This window comes from Amycolatopsis sp. NPDC104863, from assembly GCF_055582965.1.
In genome coordinates this window covers 1,758,109-1,780,599 of sequence record NZ_JBVJOW010000001.1, presented here as the reverse complement: position 1 = coordinate 1,780,599, position 22,491 = coordinate 1,758,109, and the positions used below count along the sequence as shown (strand labels likewise).

Genomic DNA, 22,491 nt, shown 5'->3' with positions numbered 1-22,491 from the left:
GACCATGACCGAGAAGAAGGAATGGACGTTCCCCGCCTCGTTCGGGCAGGAGCGGATCTGGCTGTCGAACCAGCTCGACCCGGCGTCCCCGGTGTACAACCTGCCCTGCCAGGTGCGGCAGGACCTGCCGCTCACCGAAGGGCAGTGGCGGGCCGCGATAGGCGTGGTCGTTGGGCGCCACGAGGCACTGCGCACGGCGTTCCGGATGGACGGTGGTGAGCTGGTCCAGATCGTGCACGCCGCCGTGCCGATCGAGCCGGAGGTGCACGACCTGCGGACGGTCCCGGACGCGGACCGGCGGGCCGCGGAGCTGGCCGAGGAGGTCGCCCGGCGCCCGATCCCGCTCGACGGCGCGCCGCCGTGGCGGGCCCAGCTGTGCCGGCTCGCCGACGCCGGCTGGGTGCTCACTTTTGTGGTGCACCACGCGGTGTTCGACGCCGGCTCGGTGCTGGTCCTGGCCGGCGAGCTGAACGAGGCCTGCAATGCCGCCGTCGAAGGACGGCTGCCGAAGCTGCCCGAGCTCGCCATCCAGTACGCCGACTACTCGGCCTGGCAGCGGGGTCAGCTGCCCCTCCTGCGTGCCCAGCTGGACTACTGGCGCGAGCGGCTGGCCGGGCTCCCGCCGGTGCACAGCCTGCCGACCGACCGGCCGCGGCCCGCCGAGTTCGGTTTTGCCGGGGACCAGGTCGACTTCACCCTGCCCGACGGGCTGCCGGCCCGGGTCGGCGAGGTCGGCCGCGGGCTCTCGGCGTCGCCGTTCATGGTGCTGCTCGCCGGGTACGTCGCGCTGCTGGCCCGACTGTCCGGTTCGGACGATGTGGTGGTCGGGGTGCCGGTCGCCGGGCGGGATCTGCCCGGGCTGGCGCCGCTGATCGGGATGTTCGTCAACCAGCTCGCCATCCGGGTGGACTGCGGGGGCGAGCCGGCGTTCGCCGACCTGGTCGGCCGGGTCCGCACCGCGGTGCTGGACGCGATCGAGCACGGCCGGGTGCCGTTCCAGCTGGTCGCCGAGGAGGTGCGCGCGGAGCGGGACGGGGGTGTGCAGGCGCTCTACCAGCTCGGGTTCAACTTCATCCCCGACTCGGGCATCGAGCCGGTCCGGTACTCGACGGCTAAGGACGACGTCGCGATCGACCTGACCGCGACCGGCGGGCGGCTGCTCTACCGGACGGACCTGTTCGACCGGGCCACCGCGGAGTCCATGGTGGACCGGTTCCTCCGCCTGCTGACCGCCGCCGTCGACAACCCCGAGGTGGCCGTGGCGGACCTGCCGCTGCTGTCGGACGCCGAGCGGGTCCAGGTCCTCGAGGAGTGGAGCGGCACGTCCACTGAGGACGCTCCGCTGGTCGTCGCCCGGTTCGAAGAACAGGTGACACGGACGCCGGACGCCGTCGCGGTCGACCTGGGCGGGGTGCGGCTCAGCTACGCCGAGCTGAACACCCGGGCCAACCGCGTCGCGCACCGGCTCGGCCGCGGCGGGGTGGTCGGGGTGTGCGCGCCGAACTCGGCCGACCTGGTCGTGGGCATCGTGGGGGCGCTCAAGAGCGGCGCCACCTACGTTCCGCTCGACCCAGCCAACCCGGGCAAGCGGCAGGCGTTGATCCTGGCTGACGCGGACGCCCGCGTGGTGCTCACGAGCGGTGTGACGCTCGACGCGGAGGCTCTGGACCTGGGTGATCCGGCGGTGTGGGCCGGGTCCTCGCCGGAGAACCCGCCCCAGCCCGGTCCGGACGACATCGCCTACGTGATCTACACGTCCGGCTCGACCGGACGGCCGAAGGGCGTCCAGATCGGACACCGCGCGCTCGCCACCTACCTGGGCTGGGCGTGCGAGGCGTACCCGAGCCTGGCAGGACGTGCGCTGCTGCACACGTCGGCGTCGTTCGACCTGACCGTGACGACCCTGCTGGGCCCGCTCGTCGCGGGTGGTTCCATTGTGGACACCGGTCGGCCCGACTTCGTCAAGGCGACCCCGACCCATCTGGCCGTGCTTCCAGAGGAGTCCTATCCGACCGGTGACCTGGTGCTCGGCGGTGAAGCGCTCTTCGGCGAGGCCGTGCGGCCGTTCTCCGGGAGCACCGTCACCAACGAGTACGGCCCGACCGAGGCGACCGTCGGCTGTGTCATCCACCGGCTGTCCGGTCCGGTCGACGGGCCGGTGCCGATCGGCCGCCCGGTGCCCGGCACTCGCGTCTACGTCCTCGACGACCGGCTCCGGCCGGTCCCGCCCGGTGTCGCGGGCCAGCTGCACCTGGGCGGGCCGCAGCTCGCCGACGGTTACCTCGGCCTGCCCGAGCTGACCGCCGAACGCTTCCCCGAAGGCCCGTTCGGCCGGCTGTACCGCACCGGTGACCTCGCTCGCTGGCGTCGTGACGGGACACTCGAGTACCTCGGCCGCACCGACGAGCAGGTCAAGCTGCGCGGCTACCGGATCGAGCCCGGTGAGGTCGAAGCCGCGTTGCGCGACCTTCCGGACATCCGCGACGCCGCGGTGGCCGTCCGCGAGGGCACCCTGGTCGGGTACGTCGTCGGGAACGCCGACGGCGCGGCCGAAGCGCTGCGGACGACGTTGCCGGACTACCTGGTGCCCACGGTCTTCGTCACCCTGGACGCCCTGCCGGTGGCGGCCAGCGGGAAGCTCGACCGGGCCGCGCTGCCCGATCCGGGGCTGGGCGGCGAGACGGAATACGTCGCGCCGGGCACCGCGGCCGAAGAGCTGGTCGCCGAGGTGCTCGGTGAACTCCTCGGGGTCGAGAAGCTGGGTGTGCACGATGACTTCTTCGCCCACGGCGGCAACTCGCTGCTGGCGATCCGCGCGATGGCCCGCATCCGCAAGCAGGTCGGGGTCGACCTCCCGGTGCGCGGCCTGTTCTCGTTCACCACGGTCGCCGGGCTCGCGGCCGAGGTCGAACGGCGGCTGGCCGAGGACCTCGACCAGCTCAGCGACGAAGAGGTCCGGGCCCAGCTGGCCGAAGGCGGGCAGGCGTGACGACGATCGACGAGACCAGCAGCGCGGCCGCGCGCCGCGCCCTGCTGGAACGGCGGCTGCGCCGGCGGGCCGAACCGGCCGCGACCATCACCCGGCGCCCGGACGGCGACCCCGTCCCGCTGTCCTACCAGCAGGAACGCGTCTGGTTCATGGAACAGTTCGCGCCCGGGACGACGTCCTACACCATCCCGGTGCCGATCCGTCTCACCGGCGAGCTGGACGTCGACCGGCTGCAAGCCGCGCTGGACGCCCTCCCGGCGCGGCACGAGGCACTGCGGACGCGGTTCCCGGCGGGCGAGGACGGTCAACCGGCCGTCCACCTGGAACCGACCGTCTCGGTTCCGTTGTCCATTGTGGACGTGGCGGGGGAAGCGGAGGCCCGGGCCGCAGTGGACGCCGCCGCGGCCGAGCCGTTCGACCTGGCCGCCGGACCGTTGCTGCGGGCCACCCTGGCCCGGATCTCCGAGACCGAGCACGTCCTCGCCGTCTGCACGCACCACATCGTCGGGGACGGCTGGTCGGTCGACCTGCTGCTGCGCGACCTCGCCGCGCACTACCACGGCACCGCGGCCGGGCTGCCCGAGCTGACCATCGGCTACGGCGACTTCGCGCACTGGCAGCGCCGGACGCTGACCGGCGCCGAGCTGGACCGCCAGCTGGACCACTGGCAGGAGACCCTGCGGGGCGTCGAGCCGCTGGAACTGCCCACCGACCGGCCGCGGCCGGCGACCCAGACGTTCGACGGCGCGATCCACGAGTTCTTCGTCGAGCGGGACCTCGCCCGCGCGCTCGGCGAGCTGAGCCGCGAGCACGGCGTCACGTTGTTCATGACCCTGCTCGCCGCCTACCAGGTGCTGCTGTCCCGGTACTCCGGGCAGGAGGACTTCGCGGTCGGGTCGTCGTCGGCCGGGCGCGGGCTGCCCGAGCTGGAAGGCGTAGTCGGCATGTTCATCAACATGCTGCCGCTGCGCGCCCGGCTCGACGGCGACCCGGCGTTCACCGAGCTGCTCGCGCGGACCCGGCGGCACGTGCTCGACGCGTTCGACCACGCCGACGTCCCGTTCGAACGGCTGGTCAACGCCCTCGGTGTGCCGCGGGACGTCAGCCGCTCGCCGGTGTTCCAGGCCATGTTCGCGCTGCAGAACTACGAGATGGGCCGGATGGACGCGGCGGGGGAGTCCGAAGTGGACTTCCGCTGGCTGCCGATGGACCTGCCCTCGACCCGGTTCGACTTCGAGTTCCACGCCATCGAGATCGAGTCCGGGCTGATCGGCAAGTTCGTCCACAACACCGCGCTCTTCGGCGCGGAAACCGTCGCCGGGATGGCCGACCGGCTGGTCACGCTGCTGCGGTCGATCGTCGCCGACCCGGCCCGCCCGGTGTCCGAACTGGACCTGCTCGGCGACGCACACCGCGATCTGGTGCTGAACGAGTGGAACACCACGGCGGGCGAGATCCCGCCGGGCACTTTGCACGCGCTCGTCGAAGCTCAGGTCGCCCGCACGCCGGACGCGCCCGCGCTGACGTTCCGCGGTGAGTCGCTGTCCTACCGGGACCTGGACGAGCGGGCCAACGGGCTGGCGCACCACCTGCGTGAGCTGGGTGTCGGGCCGGGCACCTTGGTGGGTGTCTTCGCGAACCGCTCCTTCGAGCTGGTCGTGGGCCTGCTCGGGGTGCTGAAGGCGGGGGGCGCGTACGTGCCGCTCGACCCCGAGTACCCGGCGGACCGGCTCGCGTTCATGCTCGACGACGCGGCCGCGCCGGTGGTGCTGACCCAGGCCGCCCTCCGCGACAGCCTCCCGGCCGGGGACGCGACCGTCGTGGTGCTCGACGGCTTGACCGGCCCGGTCACACCCCCGGAACCCCTGGCGGGCGCGGACGATCCCGCGTACGTCATCTACACCTCGGGCTCGACCGGGCGGCCGAAGGGAGTGCCGAACGGGCACCGCGGCATCGTTAACCGCCTGGACTGGATGCAGGACGCGTACAGCCTCGACGCGTCGGACTCGGTGCTGCAGAAGACCCCGGCGAGCTTCGACGTCTCGGTGTGGGAGTTCTTCTGGCCGCTCACCACCGGCGCGCGGCTGGTGCTCGCCGAGCCGGGCGGCCACAAGGACGCGGCGTACCTGCGCGAGCTGCTGGTCGCCGAGGGCATCACCACCGCGCACTTCGTGCCGTCGATGCTGAGCCTGTTCCTGGCCGAACCGGGCGTCGACCGAGTGCCGGCGTTGCGGCGGGTCGTGTGCAGCGGTGAGGAGCTGCCGCTCGGCACGGCCCGGGAGTTCACCGCTCGGCTGCCGCACTGCGAACTCCACAACCTCTACGGCCCGACCGAAGCCGCGATCGACGTCACCGCCTGGCACTGCACACCGGAAGCGCTGGCGGAAGTCGCGTCGGTGCCGATCGGGGCGCCGATCCGCAACACCCGGATCTACGTCCTCGACCGGCGCGGCCGGCCGTGTCCGGTCGGTGTGCCCGGCGAGCTGCACATCGCGGGCGCCGGCCTGGCGCTCGGCTACCACCACCGGCCCGAGCTGACGGCCGAGAAGTTCGTCCCGGACCCGTTCCACAGTGGACGGATGTACCGCACGGGCGACCTCGCCCACTGGCGGCCGGACGGCACCCTGGCCTTCCTCGGCCGCATCGACCACCAGGTCAAGCTCCGCGGCCTGCGCATCGAACTCGGCGAGATCGAGACCGCGTTGCGCGAGCAAGACGGTGTCCGCGACGCCGTGGTGCTCGTCCGTGAGGACACACCGGGGGACAAGCGGCTCGTCGGGTACGTCGTCGGCGACGCGGAGGCCGGGGCGCTCCGGACAGCACTGAAGCAGACCCTGCCGGACTACATGGTGCCGCCGTCGTTCGTGAGTCTCGGCGAGCTGCCGCTGACCCCGAACGGCAAGCTCGACCGCAAGGCCCTGCCCGCGCCGGTCGCGAGCCGGGACACGAGCACGGAGCTCGTCGCGCCTTCGACGCCCGTGGAGATCCTCCTCGCGGACATCTGGCGGGACGTCCTCAAGGTGGACGAACTGGGCGTCGACGACGACTTCTTCGACCTCGGCGGCCACTCGATGCTCGCCACCCAGGTCGTCGCGCGGATCGCGAAGGCCGGGCACCAGGCGGGGGTGATGGACCTGTTCCAGCACCGCACGATCCGCGAGCTGGCGACGTTCCTGGAAAGGGACCGCGACGACTCCGGGCACCTGCTCTACGAGCTGACCAAACCGGTGGCGAAGCCGACGCTGACCTACGTCTGCTTCCCGTACGGCGGCGGCAGCGCGATCGTCTACCAGCCTCTGGCGGACGCGCTGCCCGGCGGATACTCGCTGTTCTCGGTGGCCATCCCCGGCCACGACGTCGGCCTGAGCGAGGAAGCCGTCCCGTTCGACGAACTGGTCGAGCGGCTCGCGGACGAGGTCCTCGAGCGGATCGACGGCCGTTTGGCCATCTACGGTCACTGCGGGGTCGGCAACGCGCTCGCCGTCGGGGTCGCGCGCCGGCTCGAAGAGCGCGGACGCCGGCTGGAAGTCGTCCACATCGGCGCGATCTTCCCGTTCGCGCGGATCAAGGGGGCGGTCGGCACGCTGCGCACGCGGCTGGAGAAGCTGCGCAGCAACCGCTACTACGCGAACTGGCTCAAGGGCATGGGCGTCGACACCGATGACCTCGACCCGGCCCAGGCCGACCGGATCATCAGCACCATGCGCGCCGACAGCCGGGCCGCCGAGGAGTACTTCAGCGGCCTGCTCGACGCCCGCGTCGCCAAGCTGCGCGCGCCGATCATCTCGGTGGTCGGCTCGGAGGACCCGGTCACCGACTACTACGCCGAGCGCTACCGCGAGTGGGAGTTCCTCACCGACCACACCGCGCTGGTGGTGCTGGACCAGGCCGGGCACTTCTTCCTCCGCTACCGTGCGGACGAGCTGGCCGAAATCCTCACCCGCGTCCACCCCGTCCTGGACGATCCCGGCGAGCTGCACGTCTCGGCGAAGGGCGAGGACGCGGGCTGGGCGGTGCACGACACGCACACGTCCACAGTGGACGAGAAGCCCACGGTGAAACCGAGCATGGCCCGGTTCGTCACCGTCACGGTCGGGCAGCTGGTCTCCTCGACCGGCTCGGCGCTGACGTCGTTCGCCGTGCCGATCTGGCTCTACACGAAGACCGGCTCGGTCACCGACCTCGGCCTGCTGTGGGCCCTGGCCCTGCTGTGCGGGGTGCTGATCCTGCCGGTGGCGGGCGCGCTCGTCGACCGCGGCGACCGCCGGAAGATCATGATCGCGGCCAGCGCGATCGCCGGCGTCATCCAGCTCGCGCTGGCGTTGCTGCTGACCGCGGGCAACCTGCAGCTGTGGTTCCTGTACGTGCTGATCCCGCTCGGCTCGGTCGCGGGGTCACTGCAGCGGATCGCCTACCAGTCGTCGGTCGCGCAGCTCGTCCCGAAGCAGTACCTCGGCCACGCGATGGGCCTCGCCCAGCTGTCCAACGGCTTCGCGCAGCTGCTCATGCCGGTGATCGCGGCCGGGCTGCTGGCCGCGATCCAGCTGTCGGGCATCCTGGTCCTCGACATGGCGAGCTACGTCTTCGCCATCGTCAGCCTGCTGTTCGTCCGGTTCCCCGACCTGCTCGGCTGGCGCCCGCGCGAGCCGCTGCTGACGGCGATCGCGGGCGGGCTGAAGTACTCGTGGAACCACCGCGGCTTCCGCACGATGCTGCTGTACTTCGCGCTGGCCAACGTCTTCCTCGCGCCCGCGCTGGTGCTCGTCTCGCCGCTGGTGCTCTCGTTCGGCACGGTCACCGACGTCGCGCAGGTGGCGCTGGCCGAGGCGCTCGGCGCGGTGGCCGGCGGGGTCGGCATGGCGTTGTGGGGCGGCCCACGGCACCGGCGGATGGTCGGGGTGCTCGTCGGCAACGTCGGCATCGCCGTCGGCAGCCTGGTGATGGGCCTGCGGCCGTCGCTCGTCGTGGTCGCGGCGGGCGTGTTCCTGCTGGCCGCGGCGATGGCCGTGTCGCAGGGCATCTACGCGACGCTCGTGCAGGTCAAGGTGCCCCAGCGGTTCCACGGCCGGGTGTTCGCGATCAACCAGACGATCACCTGGTCGACCCTGCCGATCGGGTTCGCGGTCCTGGCGCCCCTGGCCGTCGGCTGGTTCTCCCCGCTGCTCGCGCCCGGCGGCGCCCTCGAAGGCTCGGTCGGCGCGGTGCTCGGGACCGGCGAAGGCCGCGGCGTCGGGCTCGCCTACGTCGTCTACGCCCTGGTCCTGCTGCTCGTCAACGTCGGCGGGTTCGCGGTGAAGCTGCTGCGCCGCTTCGACACCGAGGTGCCCGACTCGCTGCCGGACGACCTGGTCGGCGCGCAGGAGCGGGAGCGCAAGCTCGCCGTCGCCGGGAAGGAGGCCGCGTGAGTGTCGTGGTGCTGATCAGGGAGGCCCGCGGGCACTGGGTCGGCGAAGTCGCCGCCGCGGTGCACGCGGCCGGTCACCGCGCGGTGCTGCTCGCGCCGCCGGTGGACGCGGCCGAACGCGCGTCGCTGGCCGCGGTCGTCGACGACGTCGTGGCGATCGACGACGTCTACGACCCCGAGGCCGTCGCCGCGACGATCCGCGCGGCCGTCGGCGCCCCGGTGGCTGTGCTGACCGGGTCCGACGGGGCGATCGTGAGCACCGCCCGGGTCGCCGAGCTGCTCGGGGTGGCCCGATGCCCGGCTTCGGTGTTCGCCCTGTGCGCGAACAAGTTCGCCGTCCGGGAGGCCCTCGGCGGGACCGGGCCCGCGTTCGCAGTGATCTCCTCGGCCGCCGAGGCCGCGGACGTGGCGGAGCGGGTCGGTCTGCCGGCGATCGTCAAGCCGGTGAACGGCGCCGGGAGCAACCTCGTCCGTACAGTGTCCACTGTGGACGAGCTGGCGGCCGCCTACGAGGTGCTGGCCGCGCGGCTGCCCGAGTCCCCGGACCCGCGCTACCACCGTCCGCTGGGGTCGCTCGACCCGTCGAAGACCTTCCTCGTCGAAGGGTTCTTGAACGGCCCGGAGTACGCGGTCGACGTGCTGGTCCGGGACGGCGTCGCCGAGCCCGTGGAGCTGCTCGACAAGCCGTTGATCGACGAGCGCAAGTTCGAGCTGGTGCTGTCCTGCCCGCCGGCGGGACTCACCGGCGAGCGCGCCGCGCTGATCACCGAAGCCGCGTCCGCCGCGGTCCTCGCGCTGGGGCTGGACAACACCGTCGCCCACGTCGAGGTGATCGACGACGCCGAGCGCGGCCCGACGATCGTCGAGGTCAACGCGGGGCGCCCGGCGGGCTCGATCATGCCGCTGCTGGCGAAGCTGCGCACCGGCATCGACGTCTTCGCCGAGCTCACGGCGCTGGCCCTCGGCGCGCCCTCGCCCGCGCGGGAACCGGCGAAGCTGCCGATCCCGCTGGGAATGCTGATCCTCTACGCGTCCGGCTCGGGCACGCTGACCGGCGTCGGCGGCCTCGACGAGCTCGCGGCGCTGCCGGAGGTGGTCGACGTGGTCACCACGGTGTCGCCGGGTCAGGTGCTCACCGACGACCAGGAGACGTACGCGGTGAACCTCGTCGTCGCCGGGTTCACCGACCACGACGACCTCGCGGCGCTGCACGCGGAGGCGAGCAAGCTCGTCCGCCTGGAGGTCTCGTGAAGACCGCCTTCGTCGTCCGCGAGACACGCGGGCACTGGATCGGCGACGTCGTCGCGGCCGTGCGCCGGGAGGGCTTCCGGGCCGAACTGGTCACCGAGCCCCTCGACGACGCCGAGCGGGCGGAGCTGGCCGCGCTCGTGGACGGGTTCGTTGTGGTCGACGACGTCCGGGACGCCGGCGCGGTCGCCGACGCGCTCCGCGACCGGGAACCCGCCGCGGTGCTCACCGCCGCCGAAGGGATCATCGCGAGCACCGCCCGCGTCGCCGAGCTGCTCGGGGTCGCGCGCTGCCCGGCGGCCGTGTTCACCCTGGCGCACAACAAGTTCGCCGTCCGTAAGGCGCTCGCCGACGCCGGACTGCCGGGCCCTCGGTGCGCGTTGTTCACCGACCCGGCCGACGCGGCGAAGATCGCCGCCCAGGTTGGGCTGCCGGCGATCGTCAAGCCGGTCAACGGCGCCGCGAGCACACTCGTCCGCGCGGTGTCCACAGTGGATGAGCTGGCCGCGGCATACGAACTCCTGGTCACCCGGCTGCCGCAGTCCGAGGACGCGCGTTACCACCGGTTGCTGCCCGGAGGGCTCGACCCGCTGCGCGTGTTCCTGGTCGAGGGGTTCCTCGACGGCCCGGAGTACGCCGTGGACGTCCTGGTCCGCCACGGCGTCGCCGAGCCCGTCACGGTGGTCGGCAAACCGCTGGTCGACGACCGGAAGTTCGAGCTCGCCATGGTCTGCCCGCCGTTCGGGCTGGGGCCCGAGCGGGCGGTGCCGATCGAGCGCGCCGCGACCGGCGCGGTGCTCGCGCTGGGGCTGGACAACACGGTCGCGCACGTCGAGGTGATCGACGACGCGACCCGCGGCCCGGTGGTCGTCGAGGTGAACGCCGGGCGGTGCGCCGGGGGAGCGCAGCCCGCGCTGCTGAAGCTCGCCACCGGCATCGACGTCACTGCCGAAGCCGTCTCGCTCGCGCTCGGCACCCCGCCGCCCGCGCGCGGCGCCGGACTGCCCGTTCCCGTCGGCTACTTGGTCGTCTACGCCGAGGGCGCCGGGCGCCTGGTGCGCGTCGAGGGCACCGACCAGGTCGCCGACCTGCCCGAGGTCCTCGAAGTCGTCACCATCGTCTCGCCCGGCCAGGTGCTCACCGACGACCAGGAGATCTATGCGGTCAACGTCCTCGTCGCGGGCTTCGCCGACGCCGACGACCTGGCCGCGCTGCACACCGAGGCCACCAAGCTGGTCCGATTCGAACTGGAGGAGTCATGACCGCCGATCTCACGGCGCCGCTGGAGCAGCTGGAAGGCAACGCCCACACCCGGATCGCCGTCCACCACGCTACCGGCCTCGGGTCGGTCGAGGCGCACCTGCCGCGGCTGCAAGCGCACCTGCGTGACCACGGCGCGCTCCTGCTGCGCGGGCTGCCCACCGACCTGGACCTGTTCAACCAGGTCACCGAGACGATCGGCGGGGCGCTGCTGACCTACACCGAGCGGTCGACCCCGCGCTCGGCGGTCGCCGGCAACATCTACACCTCGACGGAGTACCCGCCGGCCGAGTCGATCCCGATGCACAACGAGAACTCCTACTCGGCGAGCTGGCCCGCGCGGCTGTTCTTCCTGTGTGACACCGCGGCGGAGACCGGTGGGGCCACGCCGATCGCGGACAGCCGGGCGATGTACCGGCTGCTGCCGGAGGACTTGCGGGAGCGGTTCGCGGGCGGCGTCACCTACACCCGCGCGTTCCGCGAAGGGCTCGGCCTGACCTGGCAGGAGGCCTTCCAGACCGAGGACCGCGCGGTCGTCGAGGACTACTGCGCCCGCAACGGCCAGACCTTCGAGTGGACCGAAGACGGGCTGCGCACCCGGCACGTCCGGCCGTCGTTCACCACCGAGCCGCACACCGGCGAGCCCGTGTGGTTCAACCAGGCCAACCTCTTCCACGTCTCGAGCCTCGGCGAAGAGGTCAGCGAGGCGCTGCTGGAGCTGTACCCGGAAGCCGATCTGCCGCGCAATGCCCACTTCGCCGACGGCAGCCCGATCCCGGGCTCGGACCTCGAGAAGATCCGTGAGGTCTACGACGAGGTGAGCTACGCGTTCCCGTGGCAGGCTGGGGACATCATGGTGATCAACAACATGCTGATGGCCCACGGGCGCGAACCGTTCACCGGCAAGCGGCGCATCCTCGTGGCGATGACCGGATGACGGCTCCCGTGGTGGTCCTGCTCGCCCACCCCCGGCCGGGGAGCTTCAACCACGCGCTCGCCGAACGGATCGTCGACACGCTCACCCGCGCCGACGTGCCCGTGCGGTTCCACGATCTGTACGCCGAAGGCTTCGACCCGGTGCTGACCGCGGAAGAGGCCTACACCAGCGGCACCGGCGCGGAAGACTTCCTCGCCGCCGAACCGGACCCCCTGGTCCGGCGGCACCGCGAGGAACTGCGGGACGCGGGCGGGCTCGTCGCGGTCCACCCGAACTGGTGGGGCAAACCGCCGGCCATCCTGAGCGGCTGGCTCGACCGGATCCTCGTCCCCGGCGTCGCCTACCGGCTCGACGACGCGGGCGGCGCGCCCGAGTCGTTGCTCAGCCTGCGGCGGCTGCTGGTCGTCAACACCTCCGACACGACCGAGGAGCGCGAGCGGACCCTGTTCGGCGACCCGCTCGACGCGATCTGGCGGCGCTGCCTGGCGCCCTACCTCGGCGAGCCGGAGATCACGCGGCTCGTGCTGCGGGTGGTGGCCGACGCCGGGAAGCCGGAGCGCGCCGGGTGGCTCGACGACGTCGAAACGGCGGTGACGCGCCTGTTCGGTGGTCACTGACCGGTTCCGGCCACTTCCGGTGAAGTCCTTGAGCGGGTTTCGCGCGGCGTGCGATTCTCGGGCCGACCCGCCACCGGACTCGTCGAGGGGGAACCGTGAGTGATCTCGAGCGGATGGCCGAAGAACGCCGTGGCCGTCAGGGCACCGCGCCGGAAGCACCGGCCGGGCAGCAGTGGGGCACCTGCGTCAGCGTCCGGGAAACCGGCGACCGGCGGCGCCGGGTGGCTCGGGTGCTGCTGGCCAGCGGGTTCGTGATCACCGCCTACCTGCCGCTGGGCGTCGTCACGCCCGCGGTCGACTCGCCGGTGCTGGTCCAGACCAAGGCGATCGGGGACGGGCCCAAGGGCGACTCCGTCGTCGTGTCGGCCATCGGCGACGAGCCGCCGGGCCACGGCGACGTCGTCGCCTACTGACGGCGTGCGCACCGTCTCCCTGGTCACCTTGGGCTGCGCGCGCAACGAGGTCGACTCGGACGAGCTGGCCGCGCGCCTGGACGACTCGGGGTGGCAGCTCGCCGAACCCGGCGCCGCGGCCGACGTCGTCGTGGTGAACACCTGCGGCTTCATCGAAGCGGCGAAGAAGGAGTCCATCGACGCCGTCCTCGCCGCCTCCGGCACGGGCGCGAAGGTCGTCGCGGTCGGCTGCATGGCCGAGCGTTACGGCCGTGAGCTCGCCGACGCGCTGCCGGAAGCCGACGCCGTGCTGTCGTTCGACGACTACCCGGAGATCGGCGAGCGCATCGGCGACGTCCTGCAGGGGCGGACCCGAGCCGCGCACACCCCGCGCGACCGGCGGACGCTGCTGCCGATCACCCCGGTCGAGCGGCCCGCCGCCGTCGTCGCCCACGTCCCGGGGCACACGACCGAGCGGACCGGCCCGGCGAGCGGACCGCCGGTGCTGCGCCACCGGCTCGGCGGCGGCCCGATCGCGTCGCTCAAGCTGGCGTCGGGCTGCGACCGGCGTTGCACGTTCTGCGCCATCCCGAGCTTCCGCGGCGCCTTCGTCTCCCGCACCCCGGCCGAAATTCTCGCCGAAGCCGAATGGCTGGCCGGCCACGGCGTGCGGGAACTGGTGCTGGTGAGCGAGAACTCGACGTCGTACGGCAAGGACCTCGGCGACCTGCAGGCGCTGGAGAAACTGCTCCCGAAGCTCGCCGGGTTCGTCGACCGCGTCCGGCTGAGCTACCTGCAGCCGGCGGAGCTGCGCCCGAGCCTCGTCGAAGCGATCGCCGGGACCCCCGGGGTCGTGCCCTACTTCGACCTGTCGTTCCAGCACGCGAGCGGCCCGGTGCTGCGCCGGATGCGCCGGTTCGGCGACCGGGAACGGTTCCTGCAGCTGCTCGACCGGATCCGGGAGATCACGCCGGACGCCGGGGTGCGCTCCAACTTCATCGCCGGCTTCCCCGGCGAGACCGACGCGGACTTCGGCGAACTTAAGCTGTTCCTGGCCGCGGCCCGCTTGGACGCCATCGGCGTCTTCGGCTACTCGGACGAAGACGGGACGGAAGCTGTGAACCTGCCGGACAAAGTGCCGCCCGCGGTGCTTGCCGAGCGGGTCGAGGAGCTCTCGGTCCTCGCCGACGACGTGAGCAGCCGCCGCGCGGAAGAGCGGGTCGGCTCGGTTGTCGAGGTGGTCGTCGGGACGGCCGGCCACGGCTGGGCGGCGCACCAGGCGCCGGAGATCGACGGGCACGTGAAGTTCCCCGGCGCCGCGCCCGAGCCGGGTTCACTGGTCCGGGCCGAGGTCACCGGCGCGTTCGGCATCGACCTCGAAGCGCGCGTTCTTCCCCAGCCTCAGCGGTAGCTGTCGAGGACGAGCTTCGCGGCCCCGGCGAGCAGCCGGTCGTCGGCCTTGGCGTCGGCGGTCTTCTTGTCGGTCATGATCACCAGCACGATCGGCGCGTGTCCGGGCGGCCAGACGACGCCGATGTCGTTGCGGGTCGCGTACTCGCCGGTGCCGGTCTTGTCGGCGACGGCCCAGCCCGCGGGCGCGCCCGCGCGGATCAGCGCCGCGCCGGTCGTGTTGGCGCGCATCATGTCCGTCAGGATGGTTCGCTTCTCCGGCGGCAGCGCGGTGCCGAGGGTGAACGCGCGCAGGCTGCCGGCCATCGCGCGCGGCGTGCTGGTGTCCCGGACGTCGCCGGGGGCGAGGTCGTTGAGCCCGGGCTCGATCCGGTCGACGTGCGTGGTCGTGTCGCCGATCCCGCGCAGCGCGGCGGCGAGCCCGGCCGGCCCGCCGAGCTCGCGGAACAGCAGGTTCGCGGCGGTGTTGTCGCTGTAGCGCAGGGCCGCGTCGATCGCGTCGCGCAGGGAGATGCCGGTGCCGACGTGCTTCTCGGTGACCGGCGAGTTCGCCTGCAGGTCCGCGCGCGTGTACTTGAGCACCTTGGCGAGGTCCGGGACGCTCGTGCGCTGGAGCACGGCCGCCGAGGAGAACGCCTTGTGCGTCGAGGCGTACCCGAAGCGCTCGTCGGCGCGGTGCGTGATCTCGCGGCCGGACCCGGTGTCGACGGCGTACACGCCAAGGCGGGCGTCGAATTCGCGTTCGAGCGGGGCGAAGTCCGGTTGGGGCGTCGCGACGGTGGACGACGCCGGTGGCGGTGGTGTCTGTGTTGCTGTCGCCGCCGGGGCCTCCGCGGAGCAGGCGGTGAGCGGGACGAGGACCAGCGCGGCGAGCGCGGCCCGCCGGACGTGGGGGAACGGCACGGTGCTTCCTTCCGGTCTTGATCGACACCCGTAGTCTCACCGGATCCGGTCATGCTGTCGAAGACGGAAAAAGGTGGTTTGATGCCAAAATCGCATAGAGTGAGGTCGTGGACCTGATCGGCGGCTGCCGGGCGTTCGTGAGCGTGAGCGAGACGGGGAGCTTCACGGCGGGCGCGGCGCTCGCGCGCATCCCGCAGCCCGTCGCCAGCCGGCGCATCGCGGCCCTGGAACGGCACTTCGGCGAACGGCTCTTCGACCGCACCACCCGCCGGGCGCGCCTGACGCCGTTCGGGCGCGACGTGCTGCCCTCGGCCCAGCGGCTCGTCCAGCTGGCCGACACGCTGGAGCACGACGCCCGGCGGGCGCGGCTGCGGCCGATGCGGGTGGCCGTCCCGGACACCTGCGGGGTGCGGGACCTCGCCGAGCTGGCGGCTGAGGCCCGCACGCTGGACGTCCACCTGGAGTTCCGCGCCGCGCCGCCGGGCGAGCGCGCCGAGCTGGTCCGCACCCAGGAGGTGCGGGCCGCGCTCACGGCCGTCCCGGCGGGGGAAGGGGAGTGGGCCGTGCCGCTGGGCGTGTCCGGGGTCGCGCCGCCGTCCGGCCGGGTCGTGCACCTGGAGACCCTGCGGGCCGGACGGTCCGGCGGCGCCCGGCGCCGGGTCTGGCTCCAGCCGGAGGACGACGTCCCGCACATCCGCGACCGGGTGCTGCGGGTGCGTGACGCGGTCGGGCTGCAGCCGTCGCAGGTGGCGGTGGCGGACTCGCTCACGTCGGCGGCCGCGGAGGTGTTCGGCTCGCCGGACCTGCTGCTGTGCTCGGCCGCGCAGGCCGCCGAGCTGGGGTTGCCGTGGCGGCCGGTGGGCGAGCTGGACCTGGCGCGCGGGTTAACGGTGGCGGCGGCGCTGGGGTCGGACGCGGACCGGTTGCGTACCGTGCTGCGGGGCGCCGTCGGCCGGTGCCTGGGCGCCGAGGAGGATTCCGCATGACGGCCCTGGTCCGCGAGCTGCGCGAGGAGCTGACCGACGGCGGCCTGCGTGGCTCGTTCCTGGTCCGCGACCTGAAGACCGGTCTCGAGCTGGGCATCGACCCGGACCGCGAGTACCCGATCGCATCGCTGGTCAAGGTCCCCCTGGCGGCGGCCACCCTGGAGCGCATCCGCCGCGGCGAGCTCGACGGCGCCCACCGGCTGGAGGTCGCCCCCGGCCGCGTCACCACGCCCGGGCCGATCGGCCTGACCCGCTTCCGGCATGCGGCGCAGATCGCGGTCGAGGACCTGGTGTACCTGAGCACGTGCCTGAGCGACGGCGAAGCGGCGGACGCCCTGTTCGCCCTGACACCCCCGGCCGAGGTAGCGCGAATGCTGGCGGCGTGGGAGGTGAGCGGCATCGCGGTCCGGCACCCGATGCGCGACCTGGTCGACACCCCGGCCGAGCGCTTCGACGCGGGCGAGGTCGACCTGGCGCATTCACTGGCGATCGGAGCGGGCACGGCGGGCCAGGGCCATCGGCTCCCGCAGCTCGACGTGACCCGGGCGAACGCGGCGTCGGCGCGGGCGATGCTCGACCTGCTGCAGGCGCTCTGGACACCGTCGAAGATCGACCCGGCGGTGGCCGAGGCGGTGCGGGAGCTGATGGCGAACAACGTGATCCGCCATCGTCTGACGCCGGACTTCGCTTCTGACGCGGCGAAGTGGTCGTCGAAGACGGGCACGCTGCTGAACCTGCGGCACGAGGCGGGCGTGGTCGAGCACGCGGACGGGGGAGTGTTCGGGGTGGTGGCGTTGACGGAGTCGACGGTCCCGGCGGTGCTCCAGCCGGAGGCGGAGGTCCTGATGTCCCGGGTGGCGCGGGCACTGCGCGACCACCTGCGCGGCAGCTGAGAGATCGGCGAAACGCGAGTTACGCGGGCAGCCCGGCCGCGGCCTGGTTGCTGCGCGACGAGTGCCGCGCAAGCGGCCACTGCGGCAGGCAAACGCACGCTTGGACCTTCACCGGCCGAACTCCCCGCCGCAGCTCGAAATCCGGTTGATGGGCGATCTTCGGGCCGAGACCTCGCTCCACCGGTGCACGCCGGCAACCCGAAGCGCGACCTGGAACTGAGCAGTCCGCCCCAGCCCACCTTCCCCCGCCTGCCCCCGGCCCCCCGCCTGCCCCGGCCCCCACCTGCCCCCGGCCCACCTGCCCCCGGCCCACCTGCCTGCCCCCCGGCGGCCCCCCCGCACCCGCCCTACGCCGGCGCCTTCACCCCAAACTCCACGTCCTCCGTCTCCACGGTCCCCGCAGTCCTCCCCGGCGCAGTATGAAACTGCCAATACAGATTCGTGTGCGCGATAACGGCCTCAGGCGGCGGCGCCCCATACGCCGACAGATCCTCCGTCGTGTGCGCATCCGAAACCAACGTCGCGTCATACCCGCGCGTGATCGCGCCATGCAGGGTCGCGCGGATGCAGGCGTCCGTCTGGGCTCCCGCCACCACCAGCTTGCCAATGCCGCGCTCGGCCAGCACCGCCTCGAGCTCGGTGTCCTCGAACGAGTCGCCGTACGTCTTGTGCACCAGCGGTTCCGGCTCGCGGCGCACCAGCTCCGGCACGTACTGCCAGGTTTCGCTGTCGCGCGGCAGCTCCTCGCTGGTGTGCTGCACCCACACGACGTCGACCCCCGCCGCGCGGGCTTTCTCCACCAGGGAGCCGATCCTGGCCACGACGGCGTCGCGGTCCAGGGAGACTTTCATGACACCGTTCTGCACGTCGACGACCAGCAGGGCGGTGTTCGGACGATCGGTCAGCGTGGTCATGGGCTCACCCTAACCGCGGCCACCGACAATTTCCGGCACTAGCATGCACGCCCATGGACTACGGGATGCTGCTGCTCGCCGCCGCCGTGCTCGTCGGGGTCGTCGGCCTGGGGGCGTCGACCACGGAACGCAAGCTCAGCCGGCGCCTGGAGCGGGTGGAACGGAAGCTCGACGCCATCACGGCCCAGCTCGGCGTCGTCGTGGCGGAGCCGGAACTCGCCGAAGTGACCGAGCTGCTGCGGCAGGGCAAGAAGATCCAGGCGATCAAGGTCTACCGCGAACACACCGGCGCCGACCTCAAGGAGGCCCGCGACGCCGTCGAGCGGATGGCGTGAGCCGTCGCACCCGCCGCGGCGGCCCGGAAACTCAGCCGACGACGATGGTGTGCCCGGCCGCCGCCACCAGCTCGCCGATCACCGGGTGCCCCGGCAGCTCCCCGGCGACCAGCAGGCCACCGGACGTCTGCGCGTCGGCCAGCAGCAGCGCCTCGTCCTCGGAGATCCGGGACAGGTCCGCGTGCGGACGCACCCAGTCCAGGTTCCGCCGCGTCCCGCCGCTGACGAACCCGTCCCGCAAAGCCTCCCGTGCACCCTCGAGGTAGGGCACGGCCGCCGGGTCGAGCCGCGCCGTCACCCCGCTGGCGCGCGCCAGCTTGTGCAGGTGCCCGAGCAGCCCGAAACCGGTGACGTCGGTGGCGCACACGGCCCCGGCGGCCAGCGCGGCGCGGGAAGCGGCGTCGTTGAGCGTGGTCATCACGTCGATCGCCTGCTCGAACCGCTCACCGGTCGCCTTGTGCCGCGAGTTGAGCACGCCGACGCCGAGCGGCTTGGTCAACGTCAGCGGGACACCGGCGCGGCCCGCGTCGTTGCGCAGCAGCCTCGCCGGGTCGGCGATCCCCGTGACGGCCAGGCCGTACTTCGGCTCGGGGTCGTCGATGCTGTGCCCACCGGCGAGGTGACAGCCCGCCGGGCCGCAGACGTCGAGGCCGCCGCGCAGCACCTCGGCGGCCAGTTCGAACGGCAGTGTCTCCCGCGGCCAGCCGAGCAGGTTGACCGCCACCACCGGGGTCCCGCCCATGGCGTAGACATCGGACAGCGCGTTGGCGGCCGCGATGCGTCCCCAGTCGTAGGCGTCGTCGACGACCGGGGTGAAGAAGTCCGTGGTGGCGATGAGGGCGGTGGACCCGGAGATGCGGACCGCGGCCGCGTCGTCGCCGGTGTCGAGGCCCACCAGCAGCTCGCCGGCCGGATTCACGGGCGCCGCGCCGGTCAGGCCGCGGACGGCCGCCTCCAGCTCGCCGGGCGGGATCTTGCACGCACAGCCGCCGCCGTGCGCGTACTGCGTCAGCCGGTAACCCACGGGTTCATCGTGCCCGCCGGCGCCGGGCTTGGCAGGATGACGGCCATGGTTCAGGGAGGCGTATCCGGCCTGGTGACCGGCGCGGTCTTCAAAATCGCCGAGCGGCAGGTCCTGCCGCTGGCGGGTTCGATTCCCGTCCGCCTCCGCCATGCCTGACCCGCGCCGCGCGATCCCGCGCACCGACACGGTCCTGGCCGAGCCCCGGGTCGCCAAAGCCGCCGCGACGCTCGGGCGTGACCTGGTCAAATCCGTCGTCACCGCCGTCCAGCAGGCGGCACGCAGCGGCGAAATCGCCCCGGACGACGTTGTCGACACCGTCCTCGAGCGCCTCCCGATGAGCGCGTCCTCGCTGCGGCCGGTGGTCAACGCGACCGGGGTCGTCGTGCACACCAACCTCGGCCGGGCCCCGCTGTCGCCGGCCGCGCTCGACGCACTGGTCGCCGCCGGCGGGGCGACGGACGTCGAGTTCGACCTGGCCACCGGCGACCGGGCCCGCCGCGGCCGGGGCGCGCTCGCGGCGCTGGCCGCCGCGGTGCCGGACGCGGGCGCGGTCCACGTGGTCAACAACAACGCCGCCGCCCTGCTGCTCTGCGCGCTCACCCTGGCCCCGGGCCGCGAGGTCGTGGTCAGCCGGGGTGAGCTGGTCGAGATCGGCGACGGCTTCCGCATCCCGGACCTCCTGGCCTCGACCGGCGCCCGGCTGCGCGAAGTCGGCACGACCAACCGGACGTCGATCCGCGACTACGCCGAGGCGCTCGGCCCGGACACCGGGTTCGTGCTGAAGGTCCACCCGTCGAACTACCGGGTCGCCGGCTTCACGTCGGAGGTGGCGATCGGCGAGCTGGCCGGGCTCGGGGTGCCGGTGGTCGCTGACATCGGGTCCGGCCTGCTGGCCGCGCATCCGCTCCTGCCGGACGAGCCGGACGCGGCGAGCGCGCTGCGGGCGGGCGCCACGGTGGTCACCGCCAGCGGCGACAAGCTGCTCGGCGGCCCGCAGGCCGGCCTGCTGCTCGGCGACGCCGACGTCATCGAACGGCTACGACGGCACCCCGCCGCGCGCGCCCTGCGCGTCGACAAGCTCACCCTCGCCGCCCTCGAAGCGACCTTGCGCGGGCCGCTGCCGCCGGTGCGCGCGGCCCTCGAAGCGGACGTCGAAAGCCTTCGCCGACGCGCCGAGAGCCTGGTCCGGAACCTGCGGGACCTGGGCGCCGAAGCCGTCGAGTCCGAGGCGGCCGTCGGCGGCGGGGGAGCGCCCGGGGTCGAGCTGCCGAGCGTCGCGGTCAGCCTGCCGGCCCGGTACGCGGCGGCGCTGCGGACGGGCGAGCCCGCGGTGGTCGGCCGCGTGGTGCGGGACCGGTGCCTGCTCGACCTGCGGACCGTCCGCCCGGAAGAGGACCCGAAGGTGCTGGAAGCCGTCCGCCGATGCGGGTGATCGTCACCGCCGGGCACGTCGACCACGGGAAGTCCACCCTGGTCCGCCGGCTGACCGGGATGGAACCCGACCGGTGGGCCGAGGAACGCCGTCGTGGCCTCACCATCGACCTCGGCTTCGCCTGGACGCGCATCGGCGCCGAAGACGTGGCCTTCGTGGACGTCCCGGGGCACGAACGGTTCGTGCCGAACATGCTGGCCGGCGCCGGGCCTGCGCCGGCCGTGCTGTTCGTGGTCGCGGCGGACGAGGGCTGGAAACCGCAGTCGGCGGAACATCTCGCCGCGCTGGCGGCGTTCGATGTCCGGCAGGGGCTGCTGGTCGTCACCAAGGCCGACCGGGCCGATCCGGCGGCGGCGACGGCCGAGGCGCTGGCCGAGATCGCGGCGACGTCGCTGGGCGCGGTGCCGAGCGTCGCCGTCAGCGGTGTCACCGGCGCGGGCCTCGACGACCTGCGCGCGGCGATCGGCGAGCTGACCGGCGGCCTGCCCGAGCCGGACCCGGACGCCGACGTCCGGCTCTGGATCGACCGCGCCTTCACGGTTTCGGGAGCGGGGACGGTGGTCACCGGCACCCTCGCCGCCGGGACGATCACAGTGGGCGACGAGCTGCTGCTCGGGAACGCGAGAGTGAAGGTCCGCGGCCTGCAGGCCCTCGGTGAACCCCGCGACCGCGTCGAGGCCGTGGCCCGGGTCGCGGTGAACCTGCGCGGCACGGCCCGCGGTGACGTCGGCCGCGGCGACGTCCTGCGCACGCCCGGCCGCTGGCTCACCACGACGGAGCTCGACGTCCGGCTGCGCGGCGCCGAAGCCGCGGACCTGCACCGGAACCTGGTCCTGCACCTGGGGACGGCGGCGCTGCCGGTGCGCGTCCGTCCACTCGGGACGGACACCGCACGGCTCACCACGACCACCGCCCTCCCGTTGCGCGTGGGCGACCGCGGGCTGCTCCGCGACCCCGGCGAGCACCGGATCGCCGCCGGGTTCGACGTCCTCGACGTCCGCCCTCCGCCGCTGTCCCGCCGCGGAGCAGCCCGGGCGCGAGGTGACGAACTGGCCGATCCGGACCTCGCCCGGACCTACCTGCGGCACCACGGTTTCGTCCGCGCCGAGGACTTCGCCGCGATGGGCCTCACGGCGACAGGTGACCGCGTCGGCGGCTGGTTCGCCGACCCCGCGCGGTTCGCCGGGCTGCGGGCCGAAGCGGCGACGATCATCCGGGACTGGGACGCCCTCGCCGCCGGAACGCCGGTCGACGCGCTGCGGCAACGGCTCGGCCTGCCCACCCCGGAGCTGGTCGGCCCGCTGCTGGCGGGCACGGGGTTCGAGGTGACGGGCGGGCTTGTCCGGCGGCCGGGCGCGGGCCTCGCCCCGGCAGTCGAGAAGGCGCTCGAGAAGGTCGAGAAGCAGCTGGCCGAGCACCCGTTCCGCGCGCCCGAAGCGGACGAACTGCGGGCGCTGGGCCTCGGCCGCCGTGAACTGGCGGCGGCCGTGCGGCTTGGCCGGTTGACGGCACTGTCCGACGGGGTGGTGCTCGGGCCGGACGTCGAGGACCGGGCGGCCGCGGAGCTGCGCGGGCTGCCCCAGCCGTTCACCGTCTCCGCGGCGCGCCGGGCCCTCGACAGCACCCGCCGGGTGATGATCCCGCTGCTGGAGCGCCTCGACGCGGCGGGCCGGACCGAGCCGCTCGGCGACGGCACCCGCCGGATGAGTGGTTAGACCTGCGTCGAGCGGGTATCGGGATTACCGTG

Annotated in this window: 16 protein-coding genes and 1 tRNA gene; 14 read left to right on the top strand and 3 right to left on the bottom strand. The window is 73.2% G+C overall.

Annotated elements, in window-relative coordinates; genetic code table 11:
- The first annotated feature begins 4 nt into the window (after positions 1-4).
- From ACZ63J_RS07880 to rimO, 8 genes are all read left to right on the top strand, one after another.
- Positions 5-2,989, top strand: a complete 2,985-nt coding sequence (locus ACZ63J_RS07880; RefSeq protein ID WP_465398559.1) for a non-ribosomal peptide synthetase — start codon at positions 5-7, stop codon at positions 2,987-2,989.
- The gene (locus ACZ63J_RS07875; protein WP_465439364.1) at positions 2,986-8,394 is read left to right on the top strand and encodes a non-ribosomal peptide synthetase/MFS transporter; all 5,409 of its coding nucleotides are present in this window, start codon (positions 2,986-2,988) and stop codon (positions 8,392-8,394) included. The genes ACZ63J_RS07880 and ACZ63J_RS07875 overlap by 4 nt, the downstream gene beginning before the upstream one ends.
- Positions 8,391-9,644: an ATP-grasp domain-containing protein gene (locus tag ACZ63J_RS07870; protein ID WP_465439362.1), complete on the top strand. Its 1,254-nt coding sequence runs from the start codon at positions 8,391-8,393 to the stop codon at positions 9,642-9,644. The genes ACZ63J_RS07875 and ACZ63J_RS07870 overlap by 4 nt, the downstream gene beginning before the upstream one ends.
- A complete protein-coding gene (locus ACZ63J_RS07865; protein WP_465439360.1) occupies positions 9,641-10,903 on the top strand; it encodes an ATP-grasp domain-containing protein in 1,263 nt (420 codons plus the stop codon). Before ACZ63J_RS07870 ends, ACZ63J_RS07865 begins: the two co-directional genes overlap by 4 nt.
- The gene (locus ACZ63J_RS07860; protein WP_465439358.1) at positions 10,900-11,838 is read left to right on the top strand and encodes a TauD/TfdA family dioxygenase; all 939 of its coding nucleotides are present in this window, start codon (positions 10,900-10,902) and stop codon (positions 11,836-11,838) included. Before ACZ63J_RS07865 ends, ACZ63J_RS07860 begins: the two co-directional genes overlap by 4 nt.
- Positions 11,835-12,455 carry an NAD(P)H-dependent oxidoreductase gene (locus tag ACZ63J_RS07855; protein WP_465439356.1) on the top strand — a complete coding sequence of 207 codons (621 nt, stop codon included), beginning with the start codon at positions 11,835-11,837 and terminating at the stop codon, positions 12,453-12,455. Before ACZ63J_RS07860 ends, ACZ63J_RS07855 begins: the two co-directional genes overlap by 4 nt.
- Positions 12,456-12,550: 95 nt before the next feature.
- The gene (locus ACZ63J_RS07850) at positions 12,551-12,868 is read left to right on the top strand and encodes a hypothetical protein (protein ID WP_465339794.1); all 318 of its coding nucleotides are present in this window, start codon (positions 12,551-12,553) and stop codon (positions 12,866-12,868) included.
- A gap of 4 nt (positions 12,869-12,872) precedes the next feature.
- Positions 12,873-14,258 carry a 30S ribosomal protein S12 methylthiotransferase RimO gene (rimO, locus tag ACZ63J_RS07845; RefSeq protein ID WP_465439354.1) on the top strand — a complete coding sequence of 462 codons (1,386 nt, stop codon included), beginning with the start codon at positions 12,873-12,875 and terminating at the stop codon, positions 14,256-14,258.
- On the opposite strand, the gene bla is transcribed toward rimO, so the two are convergent.
- Positions 14,249-15,160: a class A beta-lactamase gene (gene bla, locus ACZ63J_RS07840; RefSeq protein ID WP_465339792.1), complete on the bottom strand. Its 912-nt coding sequence runs from the start codon at positions 15,158-15,160 to the stop codon at positions 14,249-14,251. The genes rimO and bla overlap by 10 nt on opposite strands.
- 107 nt (positions 15,161-15,267) lie before the next feature.
- Here bla and ACZ63J_RS07835 point away from each other — a divergent pair, with 107 nt between their 5' ends.
- On the top strand, positions 15,268-16,146 hold the full coding sequence (locus ACZ63J_RS07835) for a LysR family transcriptional regulator (protein WP_465439352.1): 879 nt from the start codon (positions 15,268-15,270) through the stop codon (positions 16,144-16,146).
- Complete coding sequence (locus tag ACZ63J_RS07830; protein WP_465339790.1) at positions 16,143-17,039, top strand: serine hydrolase; 897 nt, start codon at positions 16,143-16,145, stop codon at positions 17,037-17,039. Before ACZ63J_RS07835 ends, ACZ63J_RS07830 begins: the two co-directional genes overlap by 4 nt.
- Before the next feature lie 347 nt (positions 17,040-17,386).
- Here the strand turns inward: ACZ63J_RS07830 and ACZ63J_RS07825 are convergent, their stop codons facing one another.
- Entirely contained in the window at positions 17,387-17,953 is a 567-nt protein-coding gene (locus tag ACZ63J_RS07825) for an isochorismatase family protein (protein WP_465398548.1), read from the bottom strand.
- A gap of 53 nt (positions 17,954-18,006) precedes the next feature.
- Between ACZ63J_RS07825 and ACZ63J_RS07820 the strand changes: the two genes are divergently transcribed.
- Positions 18,007-18,288, top strand: a complete 282-nt coding sequence (locus tag ACZ63J_RS07820; protein WP_465398547.1) for a ribosomal protein L7/L12 — start codon at positions 18,007-18,009, stop codon at positions 18,286-18,288.
- A 31-nt stretch (positions 18,289-18,319) separates the two neighbouring features.
- On the opposite strand, the gene selD is transcribed toward ACZ63J_RS07820, so the two are convergent.
- A complete protein-coding gene (gene selD, locus ACZ63J_RS07815; protein ID WP_465398546.1) occupies positions 18,320-19,312 on the bottom strand; it encodes a selenide, water dikinase SelD in 993 nt (330 codons plus the stop codon).
- A 54-nt stretch (positions 19,313-19,366) separates the two neighbouring features.
- Between selD and ACZ63J_RS07810 the strand changes: the two genes are divergently transcribed.
- From ACZ63J_RS07810 to ACZ63J_RS07800, 3 genes are all read left to right on the top strand, one after another.
- Positions 19,367-19,461, top strand: a tRNA-Sec gene (locus tag ACZ63J_RS07810).
- Positions 19,461-20,744 carry an L-seryl-tRNA(Sec) selenium transferase gene (gene selA, locus ACZ63J_RS07805; protein ID WP_465398545.1) on the top strand — a complete coding sequence of 428 codons (1,284 nt, stop codon included), beginning with the start codon at positions 19,461-19,463 and terminating at the stop codon, positions 20,742-20,744. Before ACZ63J_RS07810 ends, selA begins: the two co-directional genes overlap by 1 nt.
- On the top strand, positions 20,735-22,459 hold the full coding sequence (locus tag ACZ63J_RS07800) for a SelB domain-containing protein (RefSeq protein WP_465398544.1): 1,725 nt from the start codon (positions 20,735-20,737) through the stop codon (positions 22,457-22,459). Before selA ends, ACZ63J_RS07800 begins: the two co-directional genes overlap by 10 nt.
- The last annotated feature ends 32 nt before the right edge of the window (positions 22,460-22,491 follow it).